Raw genomic sequence first — 16,171 nt, forward strand, 5'->3', positions numbered from 1 at the left:
TCCCGTGCCGGAACTGCCCGAGGTCGAAGCACTCGCCGACCACCTGCGCCGGCACGCGCTGGGGCTGACGATCGAGCGGGTGGACGTCACGGCGCTGTCGGTGCTCAAGACGTTCGATCCGCCCGTCGACGCGCTGCGCGGCCGGGAGGTGACCGGGGCGCTGCGGTGGGGTAAGTACCTGGGCGTGGCCGCCGGGGAGCTGTACCTGGTCATGCACCTGGCCCGGGCCGGGTGGCTGCGCTGGTCCGATGAGTTGCCGGCAGCGCCGCCACGGCCGGGCCGCGGGCCGATCGCGCTGCGGGTACACCTCGGTTCGCCGGGACCCGGCTTCGACCTCACCGAGGCCGGCACCCAGAAACGGCTGGCGGTCTGGGTGGTGGGCTCCCCGCAGGACGTTCCCGGCATCGCGGCGCTGGGGCCGGACGCGCTGACGGTGAGCGGGTCGGAGCTGGCCGCGCTGCTGGCCGGCAACACCGGCCGGATCAAGACCGTCCTCACCGACCAGAAGGTGCTGGCCGGGATCGGCAACGCCTACAGCGACGAGATCCTGCACACCGCGCGGATCTCCCCGTTCGCCACCGCGGCGAAGCTGACCGGTGCGCAGCTGACGGCGCTGCACGAGGCGATGACGTCAGTGCTGGTTGCGGCGGTGGCCCGGTCGGTGGGGCAGGGCGCGGCGACGCTGAAGGGCGAGAAGCGGTCCGGGCTGCGGGTGCACGCCCGCACCGGGCTGCCCTGCCCGGTCTGCGGCGACACCGTGCGCGAGGTGTCGTTCGCCGAGAAGTCGTTCCAGTACTGCCCGACCTGTCAGACCGGGGGCAAGGTTCTCGCCGACCGGCGGATGTCCCGATTGCTGCGCTGAGCCGCATGAGCCCCCTGGTTATGCTGCCTGGCATGAGACGTCAGAGAATTCTGATCACCGGTGCCAGCTCCGGCCTGGGCGCCGGCATGGCGCGGGCGTTCGCCGCCAAAGGCTATGACCTGGCGCTCTGCGCGCGCCGGCTGGACCGGCTGGACGAACTGAAAGCCGAACTGGCCGAACGCCATCCGGGTGTCACGGTGGCGGTGGCCGCGCTCGACGTCAACGACCACGAGCAGGTGCCCAAGGTGTTCGCCGAACTCGCCGGTGAACTCGGCGGGATCGACCGGGTGATCGTCAACGCCGGCATCGGCAAAGGCGCGGTGCTCGGCTCGGGGAAGCTGTGGGCCAACAAGGCCACGATCGAGACGAATCTGGTTGCGGCGCTGGTGCAGATCGAGACCGCCATGGAGATGTTCAAGGCCGCCGGGTCGGGCCACCTCGTGCTGGTCTCCTCGGTGCTGGGCAACAAGGGCGTGCCCGGTGTGAAGGCCGCCTACGCCGCCAGCAAGGCGGGCGTGTCGTCGCTGGGGGAGTCGCTGCGCGCGGAGTACCCGAGCGGGCCGATCACGGTGACGGTGCTGGAGCCCGGCTACATCGAATCGGAGATGACGGCCAAGTCCGGGTCGACGATGCTGATGGTCGACAACGAGACCGGGGTCGCCGCGATGGTCCGGGCGATCGAGCGGGAGTCGGGTCGGGCGGTGGTGCCGCCGTGGCCGTGGACGCCGCTGGTCTGGCTGATGCGGGCGCTGCCGCCGCGGTTCACCAAGCCGTTCGCCTGAGGTTTCCCGGTCCCGTTGCCCCGTGACCGTGCAGAACCGTCCAGCCCCACCTGGGGTTTTACCGGTGAGTTCTGCACGGTCGCGGGAAGGGGTTAGGAGCGGCCGCGCTCGGAGCGGTAGCGGCGCACCAGCGCATCGGTGGAGGTGTCGGACTGCGACGCCGGCGCGGCGTCGGCGGTGAGCACCGGCAGCAGCGCCTTGGCTTGGGTCTTGCCCAACTCCACGCCCCACTGGTCGAACGAGTCGATGCCCCACACCACGCCCTCGGTGAACACCTGGTGCTCGTAGAGCGCGATCAGCTGGCCGAGCACCGACGGGGTGAGCCGGGTCGCGAGGATCGACGTGGTGGGCCGGTTGCCGGGCATCACCTTGTGCGGCACCACGTTCGCGGGGGTGCCCTCGGCGGCGATCTCCTCGGCGGTCTTGCCGAACGCCAGCACCTGCGTCTGGGCGAAGAAGTTGCTCATCAGCAGGTCGTGCATGCTGCCGGTGCCATCGGCGGTGGGCAGGTCGTCGACCGGCAGCGAGAACCCGATGAAGTCGGCCGGCACCAGCCGGGTGCCTTGGTGCAGCAACTGGTAGAAGGCGTGCTGACCGTTGGTTCCCGTTTCGCCCCAATAGATTTCACCGGTGTCGGTGACCACCGGGGTGCCGTCGGCGCGGGTCGACTTGCCGTTGGACTCCATCGTCAACTGCTGCAGGTAGGCCGCGAAGCGGGCCAGGTCGTTGGAGTAGGGCAGCACCGCGCGGGACTGCGCGCCGAAGAAATTCGAGTACCACAACCCGATCAGGCCGAGCAGTGCCGGCGCGTTGGTCTCCAGCGGCGCCGTGCGGAAATGCTCGTCGACGGTGTGGAACCCGGACAGGAACTCGCCGAACCGTTCCCGGCCGATCGCCGCCATCACGCTCAGCCCGATCGCCGAGTCGACCGAATACCGTCCGCCGACCCAGTCCCAGAAGCCGAACATGTTGGCAGTGTCGATGCCGAACTCGGCGACCCGCTCGGCGTTGGTGGAGACCGCGACGAAGTGCTTGCTCACCGCGTCGTCACCCAGCGCGTCGGTCAGCCAGCGGCGTGCGGCGGTGGCGTTGGTCAGCGTCTCCAGGGTGGAGAACGTCTTGGATGCGACGATGAAAAGCGTTGTGGCCGGGTCCAAGTCGGCCAGCTTCGCGGTCAGGTCGGCGGGGTCGACGTTGGAGACGAAACGCGCGGAGATGCCGGCGTCGGCGTAGTGGCGCAGCGCCCGGTACACCATCACCGGGCCCAGGTCGGAGCCGCCGATGCCGATGTTGACGACGGTACTGATGCGCTTGCCGGTGGCGCCGGTCCACGCGCCGCTGCGCAACCGGTCGGTGAAGTCGCCCATCGCGTCCAGCGTCTCGTGCACCTCGGCGACGACGTCGTGCCCGTCGACGACGAGTGTCGCGTCGCGCGGGAGCCGCAGCGCGGTGTGCAGCACCGCCCGGTTCTCGCTGGTGTTGATGTGCAGCCCGGCGAACATCCGGTCGCGCAGCGCCTCCAGGTTCGCGGCGCGAGCCAGGTCGAGTAGCAGCGCCACGGTCTCGGTGGTGATGCGGTGCTTGCTGTAGTCGATGTACAGGTCGCCGACGGTGACGGTGAACCGCGAACCGCGCTCGGGGTCGTCGGCGAAGAACTCTCGCAGATGGGTGTCGGCGATCTGCTGGTGGTGCTTGCTCAGGGCGGACCAGGCCGGGGTGGCGGTGATATCGGGAATCGGGGAAACGGAACTCATGCCCCGACCCTAATGGGGGCCGTCACGACGGGGGTAGGACCGCCAGCGGGTTCACAGGCGACACAGCTGCCCCAGGACAGCGGATCAGTGGCCGAGCCGGCCGCGGCCCAGCCGCAGCAGCAGCATCGCCAGGTCCTTGCCGTCCTGGCCGAGCTCGCTGTAGCGCTCGATGACCTTCATCTCCCGGCTGTGCACCAGGCGGGTGCCGCCGGAGGCCATCCGGACCTTGCCGATCTCGCGGGACACCTCGGTGCGCCGTTTCACCGCGGCCAGGATCTCGGCGTCCAGCCGGTCGATCTCCTGGCGGAGCGCGTCGATGTCGGGGGCGTCAAGCACCCGTCGAGTGTGCCATTAAGGGCTGTGCCAGCGCAAAGACGGTCAGCGGTAGGTTGGTTTGGTTATGACGCTGCACCTGTCTTCCCCCCACCCCGGATCCGCCGACGCCGACCAGCTCCTGGACGGACTCAACCCGCAGCAGCGCCAGGCGGTGCTGCACCACGGGTCGCCGCTGCTGATCGTCGCCGGCGCCGGCTCCGGTAAAACAGCGGTGCTGACCCGCCGGATCGCCTACCTGCTGGCGGCCCGCGACATCGGCGTCGGGCAGGTGCTGGCGATCACCTTCACCAACAAGGCCGCCGCCGAGATGCGCGAGCGGGTGGTGGAGCTGGTCGGCCCCCGAGCCCGCGCCATGTGGGTGTCGACGTTCCACTCCACCTGCGTGCGGATCCTGCGCAACCAAGCGTCGGTGATCCCCGGGCTGAACTCGAACTTCTCCATCTACGACGCCGACGACTCGCGGCGGCTGCTGTTGATGATTGGGCGGGACCTGGGGTTGGACGTCAAGCGGTACACGCCGCGGCTGCTGGCCACCGCGATCTCCAACCTGAAGAACGAGCTGATCGACCCCGACCGGGCGGTGTCGGACCTGACCGAGGACTCCGACGACCTGACCCGCACCGTGGCGAGCGTCTACGGCGAATACCAGCGCCGGTTGCGCAGCGCCAACGCGCTGGACTTCGACGACCTTATCGGTGAGACCGTCGGCGTGCTGCAGGCGTTCCCGCAGATCGCCGAGCACTACCGGCGCCGGTTCCGGCACATCCTGGTCGACGAGTACCAGGACACCAACCACGCCCAGTACGTGCTGGTGCGGGAGTTGGCGGGCCATTCCGTCGGAGGCGGGCAGATCGCCGCGGACGGCGCCGACACCCCGCCGGCCGAACTGTGCGTGGTCGGTGACGCCGATCAGTCGATCTACGCGTTCCGCGGCGCCACCATCCGCAACATCGAGGACTTCGAACGCGACTACCCCGACGCCACCACCATGCTGCTGGAGCAGAACTACCGCTCCACCCAGAACATCCTGTCGGCGGCGAACGCGGTGATCTCCTGCAACACCGGGCGCCGGGAGAAACGGCTGTGGACCGACTCCGGCGACGGCGAGCTGATCGTCGGCTACGTCGCCGACAACGAGCACGACGAGGCCCGGTTCGTCGCCGAGGAGATCGACACCCTGGCTGACGGCTCCGGCGTCAACTACGGCGACGTCGCGGTGTTCTACCGGACCAACAACTCGTCGCGCTCCCTGGAGGAGGTGTTCATCCGCGCCGGTATCCCGTACAAGGTCGTCGGCGGGGTGCGCTTCTACGAGCGCAAGGAGATCCGCGACATCGTCGCCTACCTGCGGGTGCTGGACAACCCCGGTGACACCGTCAGCCTGCGCCGGATCCTCAACACGCCGCGGCGCGGCATCGGGGACCGGGCCGAGGCGTGCGTGTCGGTGCACGCCGAGAACACCGGCACCGGTTTCGCGGCGGCGCTGACCGCCGCGGCCGACGGCAACGTCCCGCTGCTGAACACCCGGGCGCAGAACGCGATCGCCGGCTTCCTGCAGCTCGTCGACGAACTGCGCGAGCAACTGGCCGCCGCGAACGACGACCTCGGCGGGGTGGTCGAGGCGGTGCTGGACCGCACCGGATACCGCGGCGAACTGGAGGCCTCCACCGACCCGCAAGATCTGGCGCGCCTTGACAACATCAACGAACTCGTCAGCGTCGCACACGAATTCAGCATCGATCGGGCCAACGCTCTGGCGAACGCCGCGGATGAGACGGTCGAGGACGACGTGCCCGACACCGGACTGCTGGCGTCGTTCCTGGAGCGGGTGTCGCTGGTCGCCGACTCTGACGAGATCCCCGAGCACGACACCGGGGTGGTCACCCTGATGACGCTGCACACGGCCAAGGGGCTGGAGTTTCCGGTCGTGTTCGTCACCGGCTGGGAGGACGGCATGTTCCCGCACATGCGCTCACTCGGCGACGCCAAGGAACTCTCCGAGGAGCGGCGGCTGGCCTACGTCGGCCTCACCCGCGCGCGCCAGCGGCTCTACCTGACCCGGGCCAAGATCCGCTCGGCGTGGGGGCAGCCCATGCTGAACCCGGAATCGCGCTTCCTGCGGGAGATTCCGCAGCAGCTCATCGACTGGCGGCGCACCGAGGCGACACCGGCACCGAGTGCGCCGGTCAGTGGCAGCGGGTTCGGCGCCGGCCGATCGGCGCCGGTGCGCTCACCACGCGGCAACCGGCCGCTGCTGGTGCTGGCGCCCGGCGACCGGGTCACCCACGACAAGTACGGGCTCGGCCGGGTCGAGGAGGTCTCCGGGGTGGGGGAGTCGGCGATGTCGCTGATCGACTTCGGCAGCGCCGGACGGGTGAAGCTGATGCACAACCATGCACCGGTCACGAAACTGTAGTGGCGCTTACGGTGCCGCTTCGAGTTTCTGCACTTGCGCAGTGAACAGCACGACGAGCTTGTCGGCGATGGCGGCCGTGTCGATGTCGTTGTGGCTCATCGCCAGGTGCGAGGTGTTGACGAGCACCCCGCGGTAGTACCCCTCGATGCTGACGACCTTGCTCTCACCGAACTTGAAGTCGTCCGGCCTGGTCAGCGGGCGCGTCACGTTGCTGTAGGCGACCGCCCACTTCGGCAGGCCCTTCGGTGTGAGCGCACGAACCGTCGTAGCCGTCGGCGCGGATTCGCCACCGCCGAACGAGCTGGTGTACTGCCCGCAGCTGTTCACCAGGTCCTTCAGATCGACTTCGTTCGTCACGATCTGCAGCGTCGCCATGGTTGTGTGCTTGCCCGAACCGTCGGCCGCGGACAGGATCGCGCCGGCGATCTGGGTGTAGGACGAGCCCTCTTTCGGCTGACCGACCCGAAGGCCCGCGCACTGCTGCGGGCTGATGGTGGTGTCGCCGTCCGGATCGGACGGGCCGCCTGGCTGATAGTCGTTGTCAACGCCGGATTCCCAGGTGTCCCCGTCGAATCCGGAGAATTGAGATCTGCCGAGCAGGAGGTCTCTGGTCAGGGTGGTGATGTCAGGCTTCGTGGAGATCGCAGCGCCGGAAGTCCGGTGCTCACCGCCGCGCGAGTACCAGAGCGAGCCGGCGACCACGACCACCACAGCGGTGATGGCCCCCAGCGCCAGCCACAGCCGGTGCCGGGACTTCGCCGGCCACGGCGTGGTGTCCTCGACCCAGAGTCGCCAACCCGGCGGCGCGGGCGGCCACGACGGGTCGGGCTGCCAGTTCGGATCCGGGACCCAGCCGGGTGGGGCGGGCGGCCAGTTGGGTGGCGGATTGAACCTCAGCGTCATCCGTCAGGCGCCCGCAAGCCAGCGCCGAGTGGCGGGATGCAGGGCCAGCGCCGCGCTGGCGATCTGGACGACCGGGATGAGGTGCACGATCCACGGCACATGGGCGCCGGCGATGAACAGGCTGCCGAAGGTCAGCAGGGCGACCAGCGCGCCGATCGCGATCAGCTGAGCGCCGAGCCACCGGCGGCGCAGCAGCAGGATCACGCCGGCCACCGTCGTCGCCGCGAACACCAGGCTGAGGAAGGTGACCGCGACGCAGAACAGCCGGTCGCTCTGCCACCAGCTGGCGACCAGGTCGGTGGCGACCACCGACGTCGCCCACCCGCTGACGATCGCGATCGCGCAGGCGGCGATCGGGACGACGCCGCTGGGCTCGGTGCGCGGGCTCGGGCTGAAGTCGATCGCCGCTGAGGCGGAGGTCGGGGGTGGCGCGACGGGTGTCCGGCCCGTCGGCGCCATCGGTGCGGCGGTCACCGGGAAACTGCCGGTGGGAGCGCGCCGGATGATGCCGGTGCCGGGGGAATCCCGGCGGGGCGGAGTTGCGCCGGAGCCAGCGCTGGGGCGGTCGGTCACAAACCCGGGTTATACGACGTTGACACCGCGCTTGGCAAGCCACGAAACCGGGTCGATCCGGGTGGTGCCGTTCTGCAGGACCTCGAAGTGGCAGTGCGGGCCGGTGGAGTAGCCCCGGTTGCCCATCGTCGCGATCTGGTCGCCGGCCATCACCTGTTCGCCGACGCTGACCGTCCAGGTGTTGATGTGGCCGTAGAGCGTCACCGTGCCATCGGAGTGCCGGATCTTCACGTACGCGCCGTACCCGGCGGTCGGCCCGGCCTCGATGACGACGCCGTCGGAGGCGGCGTAGATCGGGGTGCCGATCGAGTTGGCGATGTCGATGCCGGCGTGCAGGACGCCCCAGCGGTAACCGAAGTTGGAGGTGAACGCGCCCTTGGTCGGCGCCACGAACAGCGGCCGCTGCAGTCGGGCCTCGCGCTCGGCGCGCTCCTGGGCGAACGCCACGCCCTTGGCCAGTTCCTCGTCGTGGACGACGGCGTTGGCAGCGGCCTTCACGGTGATCATCTGGATGCCGTGGCGGGCGTTGGCCGCGCCGTCGGCGATCACCGTCTTGCTGGCGGCCAGCACGGCCGGGCGCGAGACGGTGGTGCTGGAGTGGGTGGCGGCGTGCGCTGCGGCGGCTGCGGCGCCGGCGGCCATCGCGGCCACCATCACCCGGCTCTTCACGGCGCTGGTCGGCTGGCTGCGGTGCTTGCCGCCGCGGGCCGGCATCTCGACCGGGGGCGGGTTGTAGAGGTATTCCTCCGGGTAGCCGCCGCGGGGCGGGACGAGTCGCAGCACAGGCATGTTGTCGGTGTCCTGCATGTCGTCGAGTTCGGGGGCGCGCAACACCTCGGTGCTGGCGTCGTCGATCTCGTCGAACTCGGCGAACGCGTTGAACGGAATGATGTCCGTGACCTCGGTGGGGCTGGGCCGGTCGTCCATGCCCAGCCCACGGCGGCGGGACGTACCCGCACCGGGACCTGAACGCATGGGCGATTCGTGCTGCATCAGCCTGGGGAATCCTCTGGTCGTGATCAGAACGTTACAAAGACTCAGACCTGGAGACGGTAACCAACGCCACCCCGCACTGGCAAGCCATGCGACGGTTCACTTCGAAAGTGTGAACTGAATCACGCTTTTGGTGCGGTGAGATGTGCCACAGGAGTGGTATGCGAGTCGGGAACCTCGCGGCAGGCTCGATACAGTTCCCTGCGGAGTGAACTCCTTATGAATCCGACACCGCCGGAGACCCCGGCAACCCCTATAAGACAGTGAGCCCATGGATCTATTCGAGTATCAGGCGAAGGAACTGTTCGCCAAGCACAACGTGCCCACCACCCCGGGCCGAGTTACCGAGACCGCTGAAGACGCCAAGGCGATCGCCACCGAGATCGGCCGGCCGGTGATGGTCAAGGCACAGGTCAAGGCCGGTGGCCGTGGCAAGGCCGGTGGCGTGAAGTACGCCGCCACTCCCGACGACGCGTTCACCCACGCGCAGAACATCCTCGGCCTGGACATCAAGGGCCACATCGTGAAGAAGCTGCTGGTCGCCGAGGCGAGTGACATCGCCGAGGAGTACTACATCTCCTTCCTGCTGGACCGCTCCAACCGCACCTACCTGGCCATGTGTTCGGTCGAGGGCGGCATGGAGATCGAAGAGGTCGCCGCGACGAAGCCGGAGCGGCTCGCCAAGGTGCCGGTCGACGCCGTCAAGGGTGTCGACCTGGCGTTCGCCCGTTCGATCGCCGAGCAGGGCCACCTGCCCGCCGACGTGCTGGACGCCGCGGCCGTGACCATCCAGAAGCTGTGGGAGGTCTTCGTCAACGAGGACGCCACCCTGGTCGAGGTCAACCCGCTGGTGCGCACGCCGGACAACCAGATCCTGGCGCTCGACGGCAAGGTCACCCTGGACGCCAACGCCGACTTCCGGCAGCCCGGCCACGCCGAGTTCGCCGACCTCGCGGCCGAGGACCCGCTGGAGGTCAAGGCCAAGGAGAATCACCTCAACTACGTCAAGCTCGACGGCGAGGTCGGCATCATCGGCAACGGTGCCGGTCTGGTCATGTCGACCCTGGACGTCACCGCCTACGCCGGTGAGAAGCATGGCGGCGTGAAGCCGGCGAACTTCCTCGACATCGGTGGTGGCGCCTCGGCCGAGGTGATGGCCGCCGGTCTGGACGTCATCCTGGGTGACAAGCAGGTCAAGAGCGTGTTCGTCAACGTGTTCGGTGGCATCACCGCCTGTGACGCGGTCGCCAACGGCATCGTCAAGGCGCTGGAGATGCTCGGCGCCGCGGCCACCAAGCCGCTGGTGGTCCGCCTCGACGGCAACAACGTCGACGAGGGCCGTCGCATCCTGGCCGAGGCCAACCACCCGCTGGTCACCGTCGTCGCCACGATGGACGAGGCCGCTGACAAGGCCGCTGAGCTGGCCAACGCTGGAAAGGCGGTCTAACCCCATGTCGATCTTCGTCAACAAGGACAGCAAGGTCATCGTCCAGGGCATCACCGGTGCCGAGGCCACCAAGCACACCGCGCGCATGCTCGCCGCCGGCACCCAGATCGTCGGCGGCGTCAACGCGCGCAAGGCCGGCACCACGGTGTCGCACAAGGCTAAGGACGGCTCCGACGTCGAACTGCCGGTGTACGGCAGTGTCGCCGAGGCCATGAAGGAGACCGGCGCCGACGTGTCGATCGCCTTCGTGCCGCCGAAGTTCGCCAAGGACGCGATGATCGAGGCCATCGACGCCGAGGTCCCGCTGCTGGTCGTGATCACCGAGGGCATCCCGGTGCAGGACAGCGCCTACGCGTGGGCCTACAACGTGGACAAGGGTGAGAAGACCCGGATCATCGGGCCGAACTGCCCCGGCATCATCACCCCCGGTGAGTGCCTGGTCGGGATCACCCCGGCCGACATCTCCGGCACCGGCCCGATCGGCCTGGTCTCGAAGTCCGGCACGCTGACCTACCAGATGATGTACGAGCTGCGGGACTTCGGTTTCTCCACCGCGATCGGCATCGGCGGCGACCCGGTGATCGGCACCACCCACATCGACGCCATCGAGGCGTTCGAGAAGGACCCGAACACCAAGGTCATCGTGATGATCGGCGAGATCGGCGGCGACGCCGAGGAGCGGGCCGCGGCCTACATCAAGGCCAACGTCACCAAGCCGGTCGTCGGCTACGTCGCCGGGTTCACCGCGCCGGAGGGCAAGACCATGGGTCACGCCGGCGCGATCGTCTCCGGTTCGTCGGGCACCGCCGCAGCGAAGCAGGAGGCCCTGGAGGCCGCCGGCGTCAAGGTCGGCAAGACCCCGTCGGCGACCGCCGCACTGGCCCGGCAGATCCTGCAGAGCCTGTAATTTCTGTGAGCACAAAAGCCCCCGCTACGGCGGGGGCTTTTGTGTCTTCACACGGCAGAAAGTGACCCCATGAGCATCGACCCGCGCACCCCGGTGATCGTCGGCGTCGGCCAGGCCGCCGAACGGATCGACGACGCCGACTACTGCGGCATGTCGCCGGTCGAGTTGGCTGCCGCGGCGGCCCTGGTCGCCCTGGAGGACTGCGGCGCGGACGCCGCCGTCGCCGCCCGGGCCATCGATACCGTCGTCGCCACCCGCCAGTTCGAGAACTCCATCCCGCAGGCGCCGGTGCCGCTGGGCAAGTCGAACAACTTCCCGCGCTCGGTATGCCGACGGATCGGCGCCGAACCGGTGCGCGCCGTGCTCGACGTGGTGGGCGGTCAGGGGCCGCAGAAACTGCTCACCGAGTTCGCCGGGGCCATCGCCGCCGGCGACGCCGACGTGGTGCTGCTGTGCGGCTCGGATGCGACCTCCACCACCCGGCATCTGGCGAAGGCGGGGGACCGGCCGGACTTCACTGAGACCGTCGACGGTTCGCTGGAGGACCGCGGGTTCGGGCTGGAGGAGTTCGTCGACCGGTACGGCATCATCCACGGCTTCACCGGGGCGACGGTCCAGTACGGGCTGATGGAGAACGCACGGCGGGCCGACGTCGGGCTGAGTCCGGCCGACTACCTGCAGGCGATGGGCGAACTGTTCGCCCCGATGACCCGGATCGCCGCCGGCAACCCGTTCTCCGCGGCGCCGGTGATCCGCTCGGTGGACGAGCTGGTCACGGTCAGTGCCGGGAACCGGATGATCTGCGACCCCTACCCGCGGCTGCTGGTGGCCCGTGACCAGGTCAACCAGGGCGCCGCGACGCTGCTGATGTCGGTGGCGGCGGCCCGCCGGCTCGGGGTGCCCGAACGCAACTGGGTGTACCTGCACGGCCATGCCGACCTGCGCGAACAGCGGCTGCTGGAGCGGGCCGACCTGGGTCACAGCCCGGCGGCGGTCGCCGCGGTCACCGAGGCGCTGCGGGTGGCCGGCATCGGCATGGGCGACATCGCCGCGATGGACCTGTACAGCTGCTTCCCGGTGCCGGTGTTCAACATCTGCGACGCGTTCGGCCTGACGGCCGACGACCCGCGCGGGCTGACGCTCACCGGCGGGCTGCCGTTCTTCGGCGGGGCCGGCAACAACTACTCGATGCACGCCATCGCTGAGGCCGTCGCCGCCGCGCGCAAGGGCCGCGGCGACTACGCGCTGGTCGGCGCCAACGGCGGGATCATGAGCAAGTACTCGGTCGGGGTGTACTCGACGACGCCGGTGCCATGGCGGCCGGACCGCAGCGCGGAGTTGCAGGCCGAGGTCGATGAGCGGGACCGTGTCGCCGTCGTCGAGCAGGCCGACGGACCCGCCACTATCGAGACCTACAGCGTGCACTACGACTGGCCGACGCGCACCGGTGTGATCGTCGGGCGCCTCGACGCCGACGGCAGCCGGTTCCTGGCCACCTCCGAGGACGACGACCTGGTGGCGCTGCTGTCCGATGGCGAACCGCTGGGGGCGCCGATCACGGTGCGGGCGCTGGACTACGGCAACCGCTGCTCGCTGGCCTGACTCCCCCTTGCGCGACCGTGCAGAGTTGTCCACCCCGACCTGGGGTTTTGCCGGTGAACTCCGCACGGCCGCGCCAGGGGGTGAGCTGAGGAGGGAGCTAGCGGGGGGTGAGTCCCAGCTTGCCGGCGAGGCGCTCGACGTAACCGGCCACCTCGGCCTCGGATTTGTCGGGCAGGCCGAACAGCACCTCGGTGACGCCCAACTCCGCCCAGTGCGCCAGCTTCTCCGGCACCGGTTTGAAGTCCAGGGCGACGATCTGCGGTGCGCCGTCGCGACCGGCGGCGGCCCAGGTGTCCTGCAGCAGTCGCACCGGGGCGTCGATGTCGAAGTCGCGCGGGGTGGTGATCCACCCGTCGGCGCTGCGGGCGATCCATTTGAAGTTCTTCTCGGTGCCGGCCGCGCCGACCAGCACCGGGATGTGCGACTGCACCGGCTTCGGCCACGCCCAGCTGGGACCGAAGTTGACGAACTCGCCCTCGAAGCTGGCTTCCTCCTGCGTCCACAGCGCCCGCATCGCCTCCAGGTACTCCCGCAGCATGGTGCGCCGGCGCCCGGCGGGCACACCGTGATCGGCGAGTTCGTCGGTGTTCCAGCCGAACCCGACGCCCAGGCTCACCCGGCCGCCGGACAGGTGGTCCAGGGTGGCGATCGACTTCGCCAGCGTGATCGGGTCGTGCTCGACCGGCAGTGCCACCGCCGTCGACAACCGGACGCCGGAGGTGACGGCACAGGCCGCGCCGAGGCTCACCCACGGGTCCAGGGTGCGCATGTAGCGGTCGTCGGGCAGCGACTCGTCGCCGGTGGTGGGATGCGCGGCCTGCCGCTTCACCGGGATGTGGGTGTGCTCGGGGACGTAGAACGTGTGAAAGCCGTGGTCATCGGCGAGTTTGGCCGCGGCTGCCGGGCTGATCCCGCGGTCACTGGTGAACAGCACGAGTCCGTAGTCCATGCCGGTGATTAGAACGTGTGTCAGTCTGTCGGTCGTCGGCGGGTCGGCCATCCCACACAAGTTGGTGCGGCGAGCAGGTCGCGGCGTGCAGTAGCGTGAATGATCGAACTGCGCCACCCCGCCCGCAGCCGCCTGCTTACAAGCACAGGAGAGGTCATGACTTACCCCCCCGGCCCGCCCGGAACCTCCGGCTACCCGTCTGCCCAGCCGTCAGGATCCTACGGAGCGTCGAGCCCGTCGTTCAGCAAGTCGGCGGACACCGAGAGCAAGCTGCCGCTGTACCTGCAGATCGCGGTGGCGGTGCTGGGCATCGGGGTCTACCTGGGCTATTTCGGGCCGCTCCTGAGCATCTCCGGCAGCGAGTACCCGATGTTCCTCGGCAACATCAGCTACGCGGTGCCGCTGGCGGTGCTGGCCGGATTGCTGGCCGCGGTCGGGCTGCTGCCCAAGGCGAAGGTGTACACGGCGGTCATCGCGGTGGTCGCCGCGCTGGGTGCGCTGCTGGTGATCCACACCAGCCTCAGTTCCGGTGACGACGTCTCGTTCGGCTGGGGGTTGTGGCTGGTGCTGTCGTTCAGCATCCTGCAGGCCGTCGTCGCGCTGGGGGCGCTGCTGCTGGAGTCCGGCGTGATCACCGCGCCCGCTCCGCGTGCCAAGTACGACCCGTACTCCCAGTACGGGCTGCCCCCCGGCGGCGGCTACTACGGGCAGTCGGGACAGCCGGCTCAGTCGAGTCAGCCGAGTCAGTCCGGCACCCCGCAGCTCTTCAGTCAGCAGAACTCGCAGCAGTCCGGCTACCCGTCGTACGGCGGCGGTTACCCGACCGGACCGACCAGCGGCGGGTTCAACGCGCCGTCCGGACCGCAGTCGGCCCCGCAATCGGCCCCGCAGTCGGGCGGATTCGGGTCCGCCCCGGCACCGTCGGCCCCGTTGGCACCCCAGCCGTCCAGCCCGCCGCCTGCCCCGCAGGGCCCGCCCACCCCGCCGACCGGCTTCCCCAGCTTCGGCCCGCCGCCCGGCGGTGGTGCGAGCGGTCCGCAGGCGCAGGGCGGTTCGGCCCCGTCGGGGCCGGCGCAGTCGTAACCGGCGCCCGCGCGCCGAGAGCAAGTCCACAGCGTGACCCCGGTGGCAGGTGACCGCGCAAGCTCCAACCCGACCCGCGACCTGATCCGGGTCGCCTTCGGCCCGGCCGTCGTGGCGTTGACGGTGATCGCCGCGGTGACGTTGCTGGAGCTGCTGATCGCCAACAGCGACATGACCGGCGCCTCCGGTGCCATCGCCAGCATGTGGCTCGGCGTGCACCAGGTGCCGATCTCGATCGGCGGCAGCGAACTCGGCGTGCTACCGCTGCTGCCGGTGCTGTTGATGGTGGCCGGCACCGCGCGGACCACCGCGCAGGCGACCGCCGGCAGCGCGTCCTGGTTTGTCATCCGCTGGATCGTGGCGTCCGCGCTGGGCGGCCCGCTGCTGATCGCCGCGCTCTGCCTGGCGGTCATCCATGACGCGGCGTCGGTGATCACCGAATTGCAGACGCCGAACGCATCGGTGGCGTTCGCCCATGTGCTCGTGGTGCATGCGCTCGGCGCCGCGATCGGGGTGGGGTCGCAGGCGGGCCGGCGGCTGCTGTCGGCGTCGCCGCTGCCGGACTGGCTGGCGGACTCGCTGCGGGCCGCGGTCGCCGGGGTGCTGGCACTGCTGGGGCTGTCCGGCGTGGTGACGGTCGTGTCGATGGTCCTGCACTGGGGGACGATGGACCACCTGTACACGATCACCGATTCGCTGTTCGGCGAGCTCAGCCTCACCTTGCTGTCGGTGCTGTACGTACCCAACGTGATCGTCGGAACGGCGGCGATGGCGGTCGGGTCGAGTGCGCACATCGGCGTCGCGCTGTTCAGCTCGTTCACCGTCCTGGGCGGCGACATCCCGGCGCTGCCGATCCTGGCCGCGGCGCCCACCCCGCCGCTCGGCCCGATCTGGGTGGCGCTGCTGATCATCGGTGCGTCCTCGGGTGTCGCCGTCGGCCAGCAGTGCGCCCGGCGGCGGCTGCCGCTGATCCCGGCTCTGGGCAAGGTCGCGGCCGCGGCACTGATCGCGGCGGTGACGATGGCGCTGCTCGGCTACGCCGGCGGCGGTCGGCTGGGCAACTTCGGGGACGTCGGCGTCGACCAGCTGACGTTCGGGCCGGCGGTGCTGTTCTGGTTCGCGACGGTGGGTGCGGTGACGGTGGTGATGACCGGCGGCGTGTATTGGCGGCTGCCGAGCCGGCCGCGACCGGTGCTGTCGGCCGGCGCGCCGCCGGTCGCTGAGCGCGGGGCGCCGGAACCGGAGGAGCCGGACGTGGCCGATCCGGTCGCCGAATGCGACGAGCCCGACGTTCCCGACGAACCCGAGGCTTCGAGCGAATCCGACGAACCCGAGGTGCCCGACGAGGTGGCGGGCACCGGCCCGCCGGCGTGGCTGTCGGAGCCCGAACTGTCCCGGCCGACAGCGCCACCCGGGCCGCCGGCGTGGCTGTCGGAGCCCGAACTGTCCCGGCCGACAGCGCCACCCGGGCCGCTGGAGGATCCCGAGGACCTGATGTTCACCGACGACGACCTGCGCGACGATCGCGGGCCCGTGTGACCGATCGACGGGCAGCCGGACCGGG

14 protein-coding genes are annotated in these 16,171 nt (G+C 69.8%); 8 read left to right on the forward strand and 6 right to left on the reverse strand.

The annotated features are described in order from the left end of the window. Positions 1–4 precede the first annotated feature (4 nt). Both KIH27_RS23015 and KIH27_RS13550 read left to right on the forward strand, forming a co-directional pair. Complete coding sequence (locus KIH27_RS23015) at positions 5–862, forward strand: Fpg/Nei family DNA glycosylase (protein ID WP_214093478.1); 858 nt, start codon at positions 5–7, stop codon at positions 860–862. A gap of 32 nt (positions 863–894) precedes the next feature. Continuing rightward, complete coding sequence (locus tag KIH27_RS13550; RefSeq protein ID WP_214093479.1) at positions 895–1,644, forward strand: SDR family oxidoreductase; 750 nt, start codon at positions 895–897, stop codon at positions 1,642–1,644. A 92-nt stretch (positions 1,645–1,736) separates the two neighbouring features. On the opposite strand, the gene pgi is transcribed toward KIH27_RS13550, so the two are convergent. Together pgi and KIH27_RS13560 are read right to left on the reverse strand one after the other, a co-directional pair. Next, positions 1,737–3,398: a glucose-6-phosphate isomerase gene (pgi, locus tag KIH27_RS13555; protein WP_214093480.1), complete on the reverse strand. Its 1,662-nt coding sequence runs from the start codon at positions 3,396–3,398 to the stop codon at positions 1,737–1,739. 84 nt (positions 3,399–3,482) lie between these two features. After that, positions 3,483–3,734 (reverse strand): chorismate mutase, encoded by a 252-nt coding sequence (locus tag KIH27_RS13560; RefSeq protein WP_214093481.1) that lies wholly within the window; start codon positions 3,732–3,734, stop codon positions 3,483–3,485. A 64-nt stretch (positions 3,735–3,798) separates the two neighbouring features. On the opposite strand from KIH27_RS13560, the gene pcrA reads away from it, so the two are divergent. Further along, positions 3,799–6,150 (forward strand): DNA helicase PcrA, encoded by a 2,352-nt coding sequence (pcrA, locus tag KIH27_RS13565; RefSeq protein ID WP_214093482.1) that lies wholly within the window; start codon positions 3,799–3,801, stop codon positions 6,148–6,150. Between the two features lie 6 nt (positions 6,151–6,156). On the opposite strand, the gene KIH27_RS13570 is transcribed toward pcrA, so the two are convergent. The 3 genes from KIH27_RS13570 to KIH27_RS13580 are packed head-to-tail and all read right to left on the reverse strand — an operon-like array spanning position 6,157 to position 8,601. Next, complete coding sequence (locus KIH27_RS13570; RefSeq protein WP_214093530.1) at positions 6,157–7,053, reverse strand: hypothetical protein; 897 nt, start codon at positions 7,051–7,053, stop codon at positions 6,157–6,159. Positions 7,054–7,056: 3 nt separating this feature from the next. Next, positions 7,057–7,626 carry a hypothetical protein gene (locus KIH27_RS13575; protein WP_372451379.1) on the reverse strand — a complete coding sequence of 190 codons (570 nt, stop codon included), beginning with the start codon at positions 7,624–7,626 and terminating at the stop codon, positions 7,057–7,059. Between the two features lie 9 nt (positions 7,627–7,635). Next, entirely contained in the window at positions 7,636–8,601 is a 966-nt protein-coding gene (locus KIH27_RS13580; protein ID WP_372451380.1) for a M23 family metallopeptidase, read from the reverse strand. A gap of 289 nt (positions 8,602–8,890) precedes the next feature. On the opposite strand from KIH27_RS13580, the gene sucC reads away from it, so the two are divergent. The 3 genes from sucC to KIH27_RS13595 all read left to right on the forward strand — a co-directional run bounded on the left by sucC (position 8,891) and on the right by KIH27_RS13595 (position 12,575). After that, positions 8,891–10,066, forward strand: coding sequence for an ADP-forming succinate--CoA ligase subunit beta (sucC, locus tag KIH27_RS13585; protein ID WP_214093484.1), 1,176 nt, complete (start codon positions 8,891–8,893; stop codon positions 10,064–10,066). 4 nt (positions 10,067–10,070) lie between these two features. Beyond that, the gene (sucD, locus tag KIH27_RS13590; RefSeq protein WP_214093485.1) at positions 10,071–10,973 is read left to right on the forward strand and encodes a succinate--CoA ligase subunit alpha; all 903 of its coding nucleotides are present in this window, start codon (positions 10,071–10,073) and stop codon (positions 10,971–10,973) included. Positions 10,974–11,042: 69 nt separating this feature from the next. Further along, positions 11,043–12,575, forward strand: a complete 1,533-nt coding sequence (locus KIH27_RS13595; protein WP_214093486.1) for an acetyl-CoA acetyltransferase — start codon at positions 11,043–11,045, stop codon at positions 12,573–12,575. Positions 12,576–12,672: 97 nt separating this feature from the next. Here KIH27_RS13595 and KIH27_RS13600 read toward each other — a convergent pair whose 3' ends face one another. After that, entirely contained in the window at positions 12,673–13,524 is an 852-nt protein-coding gene (locus KIH27_RS13600) for an LLM class F420-dependent oxidoreductase (RefSeq protein WP_214093487.1), read from the reverse strand. A 156-nt stretch (positions 13,525–13,680) separates the two neighbouring features. Here KIH27_RS13600 and KIH27_RS13605 point away from each other — a divergent pair, with 156 nt between their 5' ends. Both KIH27_RS13605 and KIH27_RS13610 read left to right on the forward strand, forming a co-directional pair. Then, positions 13,681–14,607, forward strand: a complete 927-nt coding sequence (locus KIH27_RS13605; protein WP_214093488.1) for a DUF5336 domain-containing protein — start codon at positions 13,681–13,683, stop codon at positions 14,605–14,607. Positions 14,608–14,649: 42 nt separating this feature from the next. Further along, positions 14,650–16,146 (forward strand): cell division protein PerM, encoded by a 1,497-nt coding sequence (locus KIH27_RS13610; protein WP_214093489.1) that lies wholly within the window; start codon positions 14,650–14,652, stop codon positions 16,144–16,146. The last annotated feature ends 25 nt before the right edge of the window (positions 16,147–16,171 follow it).

Origin of the sequence: Mycolicibacter acidiphilus (assembly GCF_018455725.1) — a bacterium.
Classification (GTDB): domain Bacteria; phylum Actinomycetota; class Actinomycetes; order Mycobacteriales; family Mycobacteriaceae; genus Mycobacterium; species Mycobacterium acidiphilum.

What these genes read in the sequence shown, in the direction of transcription:
- KIH27_RS13550 (WP_214093479.1), top strand. Translation starts at nt 895, where the DNA reads ATGAGACGTCAGAGAATTCTGATCACCGGTGCCAGCTCCGGCCTGGGC.
- pgi (WP_214093480.1), bottom strand. Translation starts at nt 3,398, where the DNA reads ATGAGTTCCGTTTCCCCGATTCCCGATATCACCGCCACCCCGGCCTGG.
- pcrA (WP_214093482.1), top strand. Translation starts at nt 3,799, where the DNA reads ATGACGCTGCACCTGTCTTCCCCCCACCCCGGATCCGCCGACGCCGAC.
- KIH27_RS13570 (WP_214093530.1), bottom strand. Translation starts at nt 7,053, where the DNA reads ATGACGCTGAGGTTCAATCCGCCACCCAACTGGCCGCCCGCCCCACCC.
- KIH27_RS13580 (WP_372451380.1), bottom strand. Translation starts at nt 8,601, where the DNA reads ATGCGTTCAGGTCCCGGTGCGGGTACGTCCCGCCGCCGTGGGCTGGGC.
- sucC (WP_214093484.1), top strand. Translation starts at nt 8,891, where the DNA reads ATGGATCTATTCGAGTATCAGGCGAAGGAACTGTTCGCCAAGCACAAC.
- sucD (WP_214093485.1), top strand. Translation starts at nt 10,071, where the DNA reads ATGTCGATCTTCGTCAACAAGGACAGCAAGGTCATCGTCCAGGGCATC.
- KIH27_RS13595 (WP_214093486.1), top strand. Translation starts at nt 11,043, where the DNA reads ATGAGCATCGACCCGCGCACCCCGGTGATCGTCGGCGTCGGCCAGGCC.
- KIH27_RS13600 (WP_214093487.1), bottom strand. Translation starts at nt 13,524, where the DNA reads ATGGACTACGGACTCGTGCTGTTCACCAGTGACCGCGGGATCAGCCCG.
- KIH27_RS13605 (WP_214093488.1), top strand. Translation starts at nt 13,681, where the DNA reads ATGACTTACCCCCCCGGCCCGCCCGGAACCTCCGGCTACCCGTCTGCC.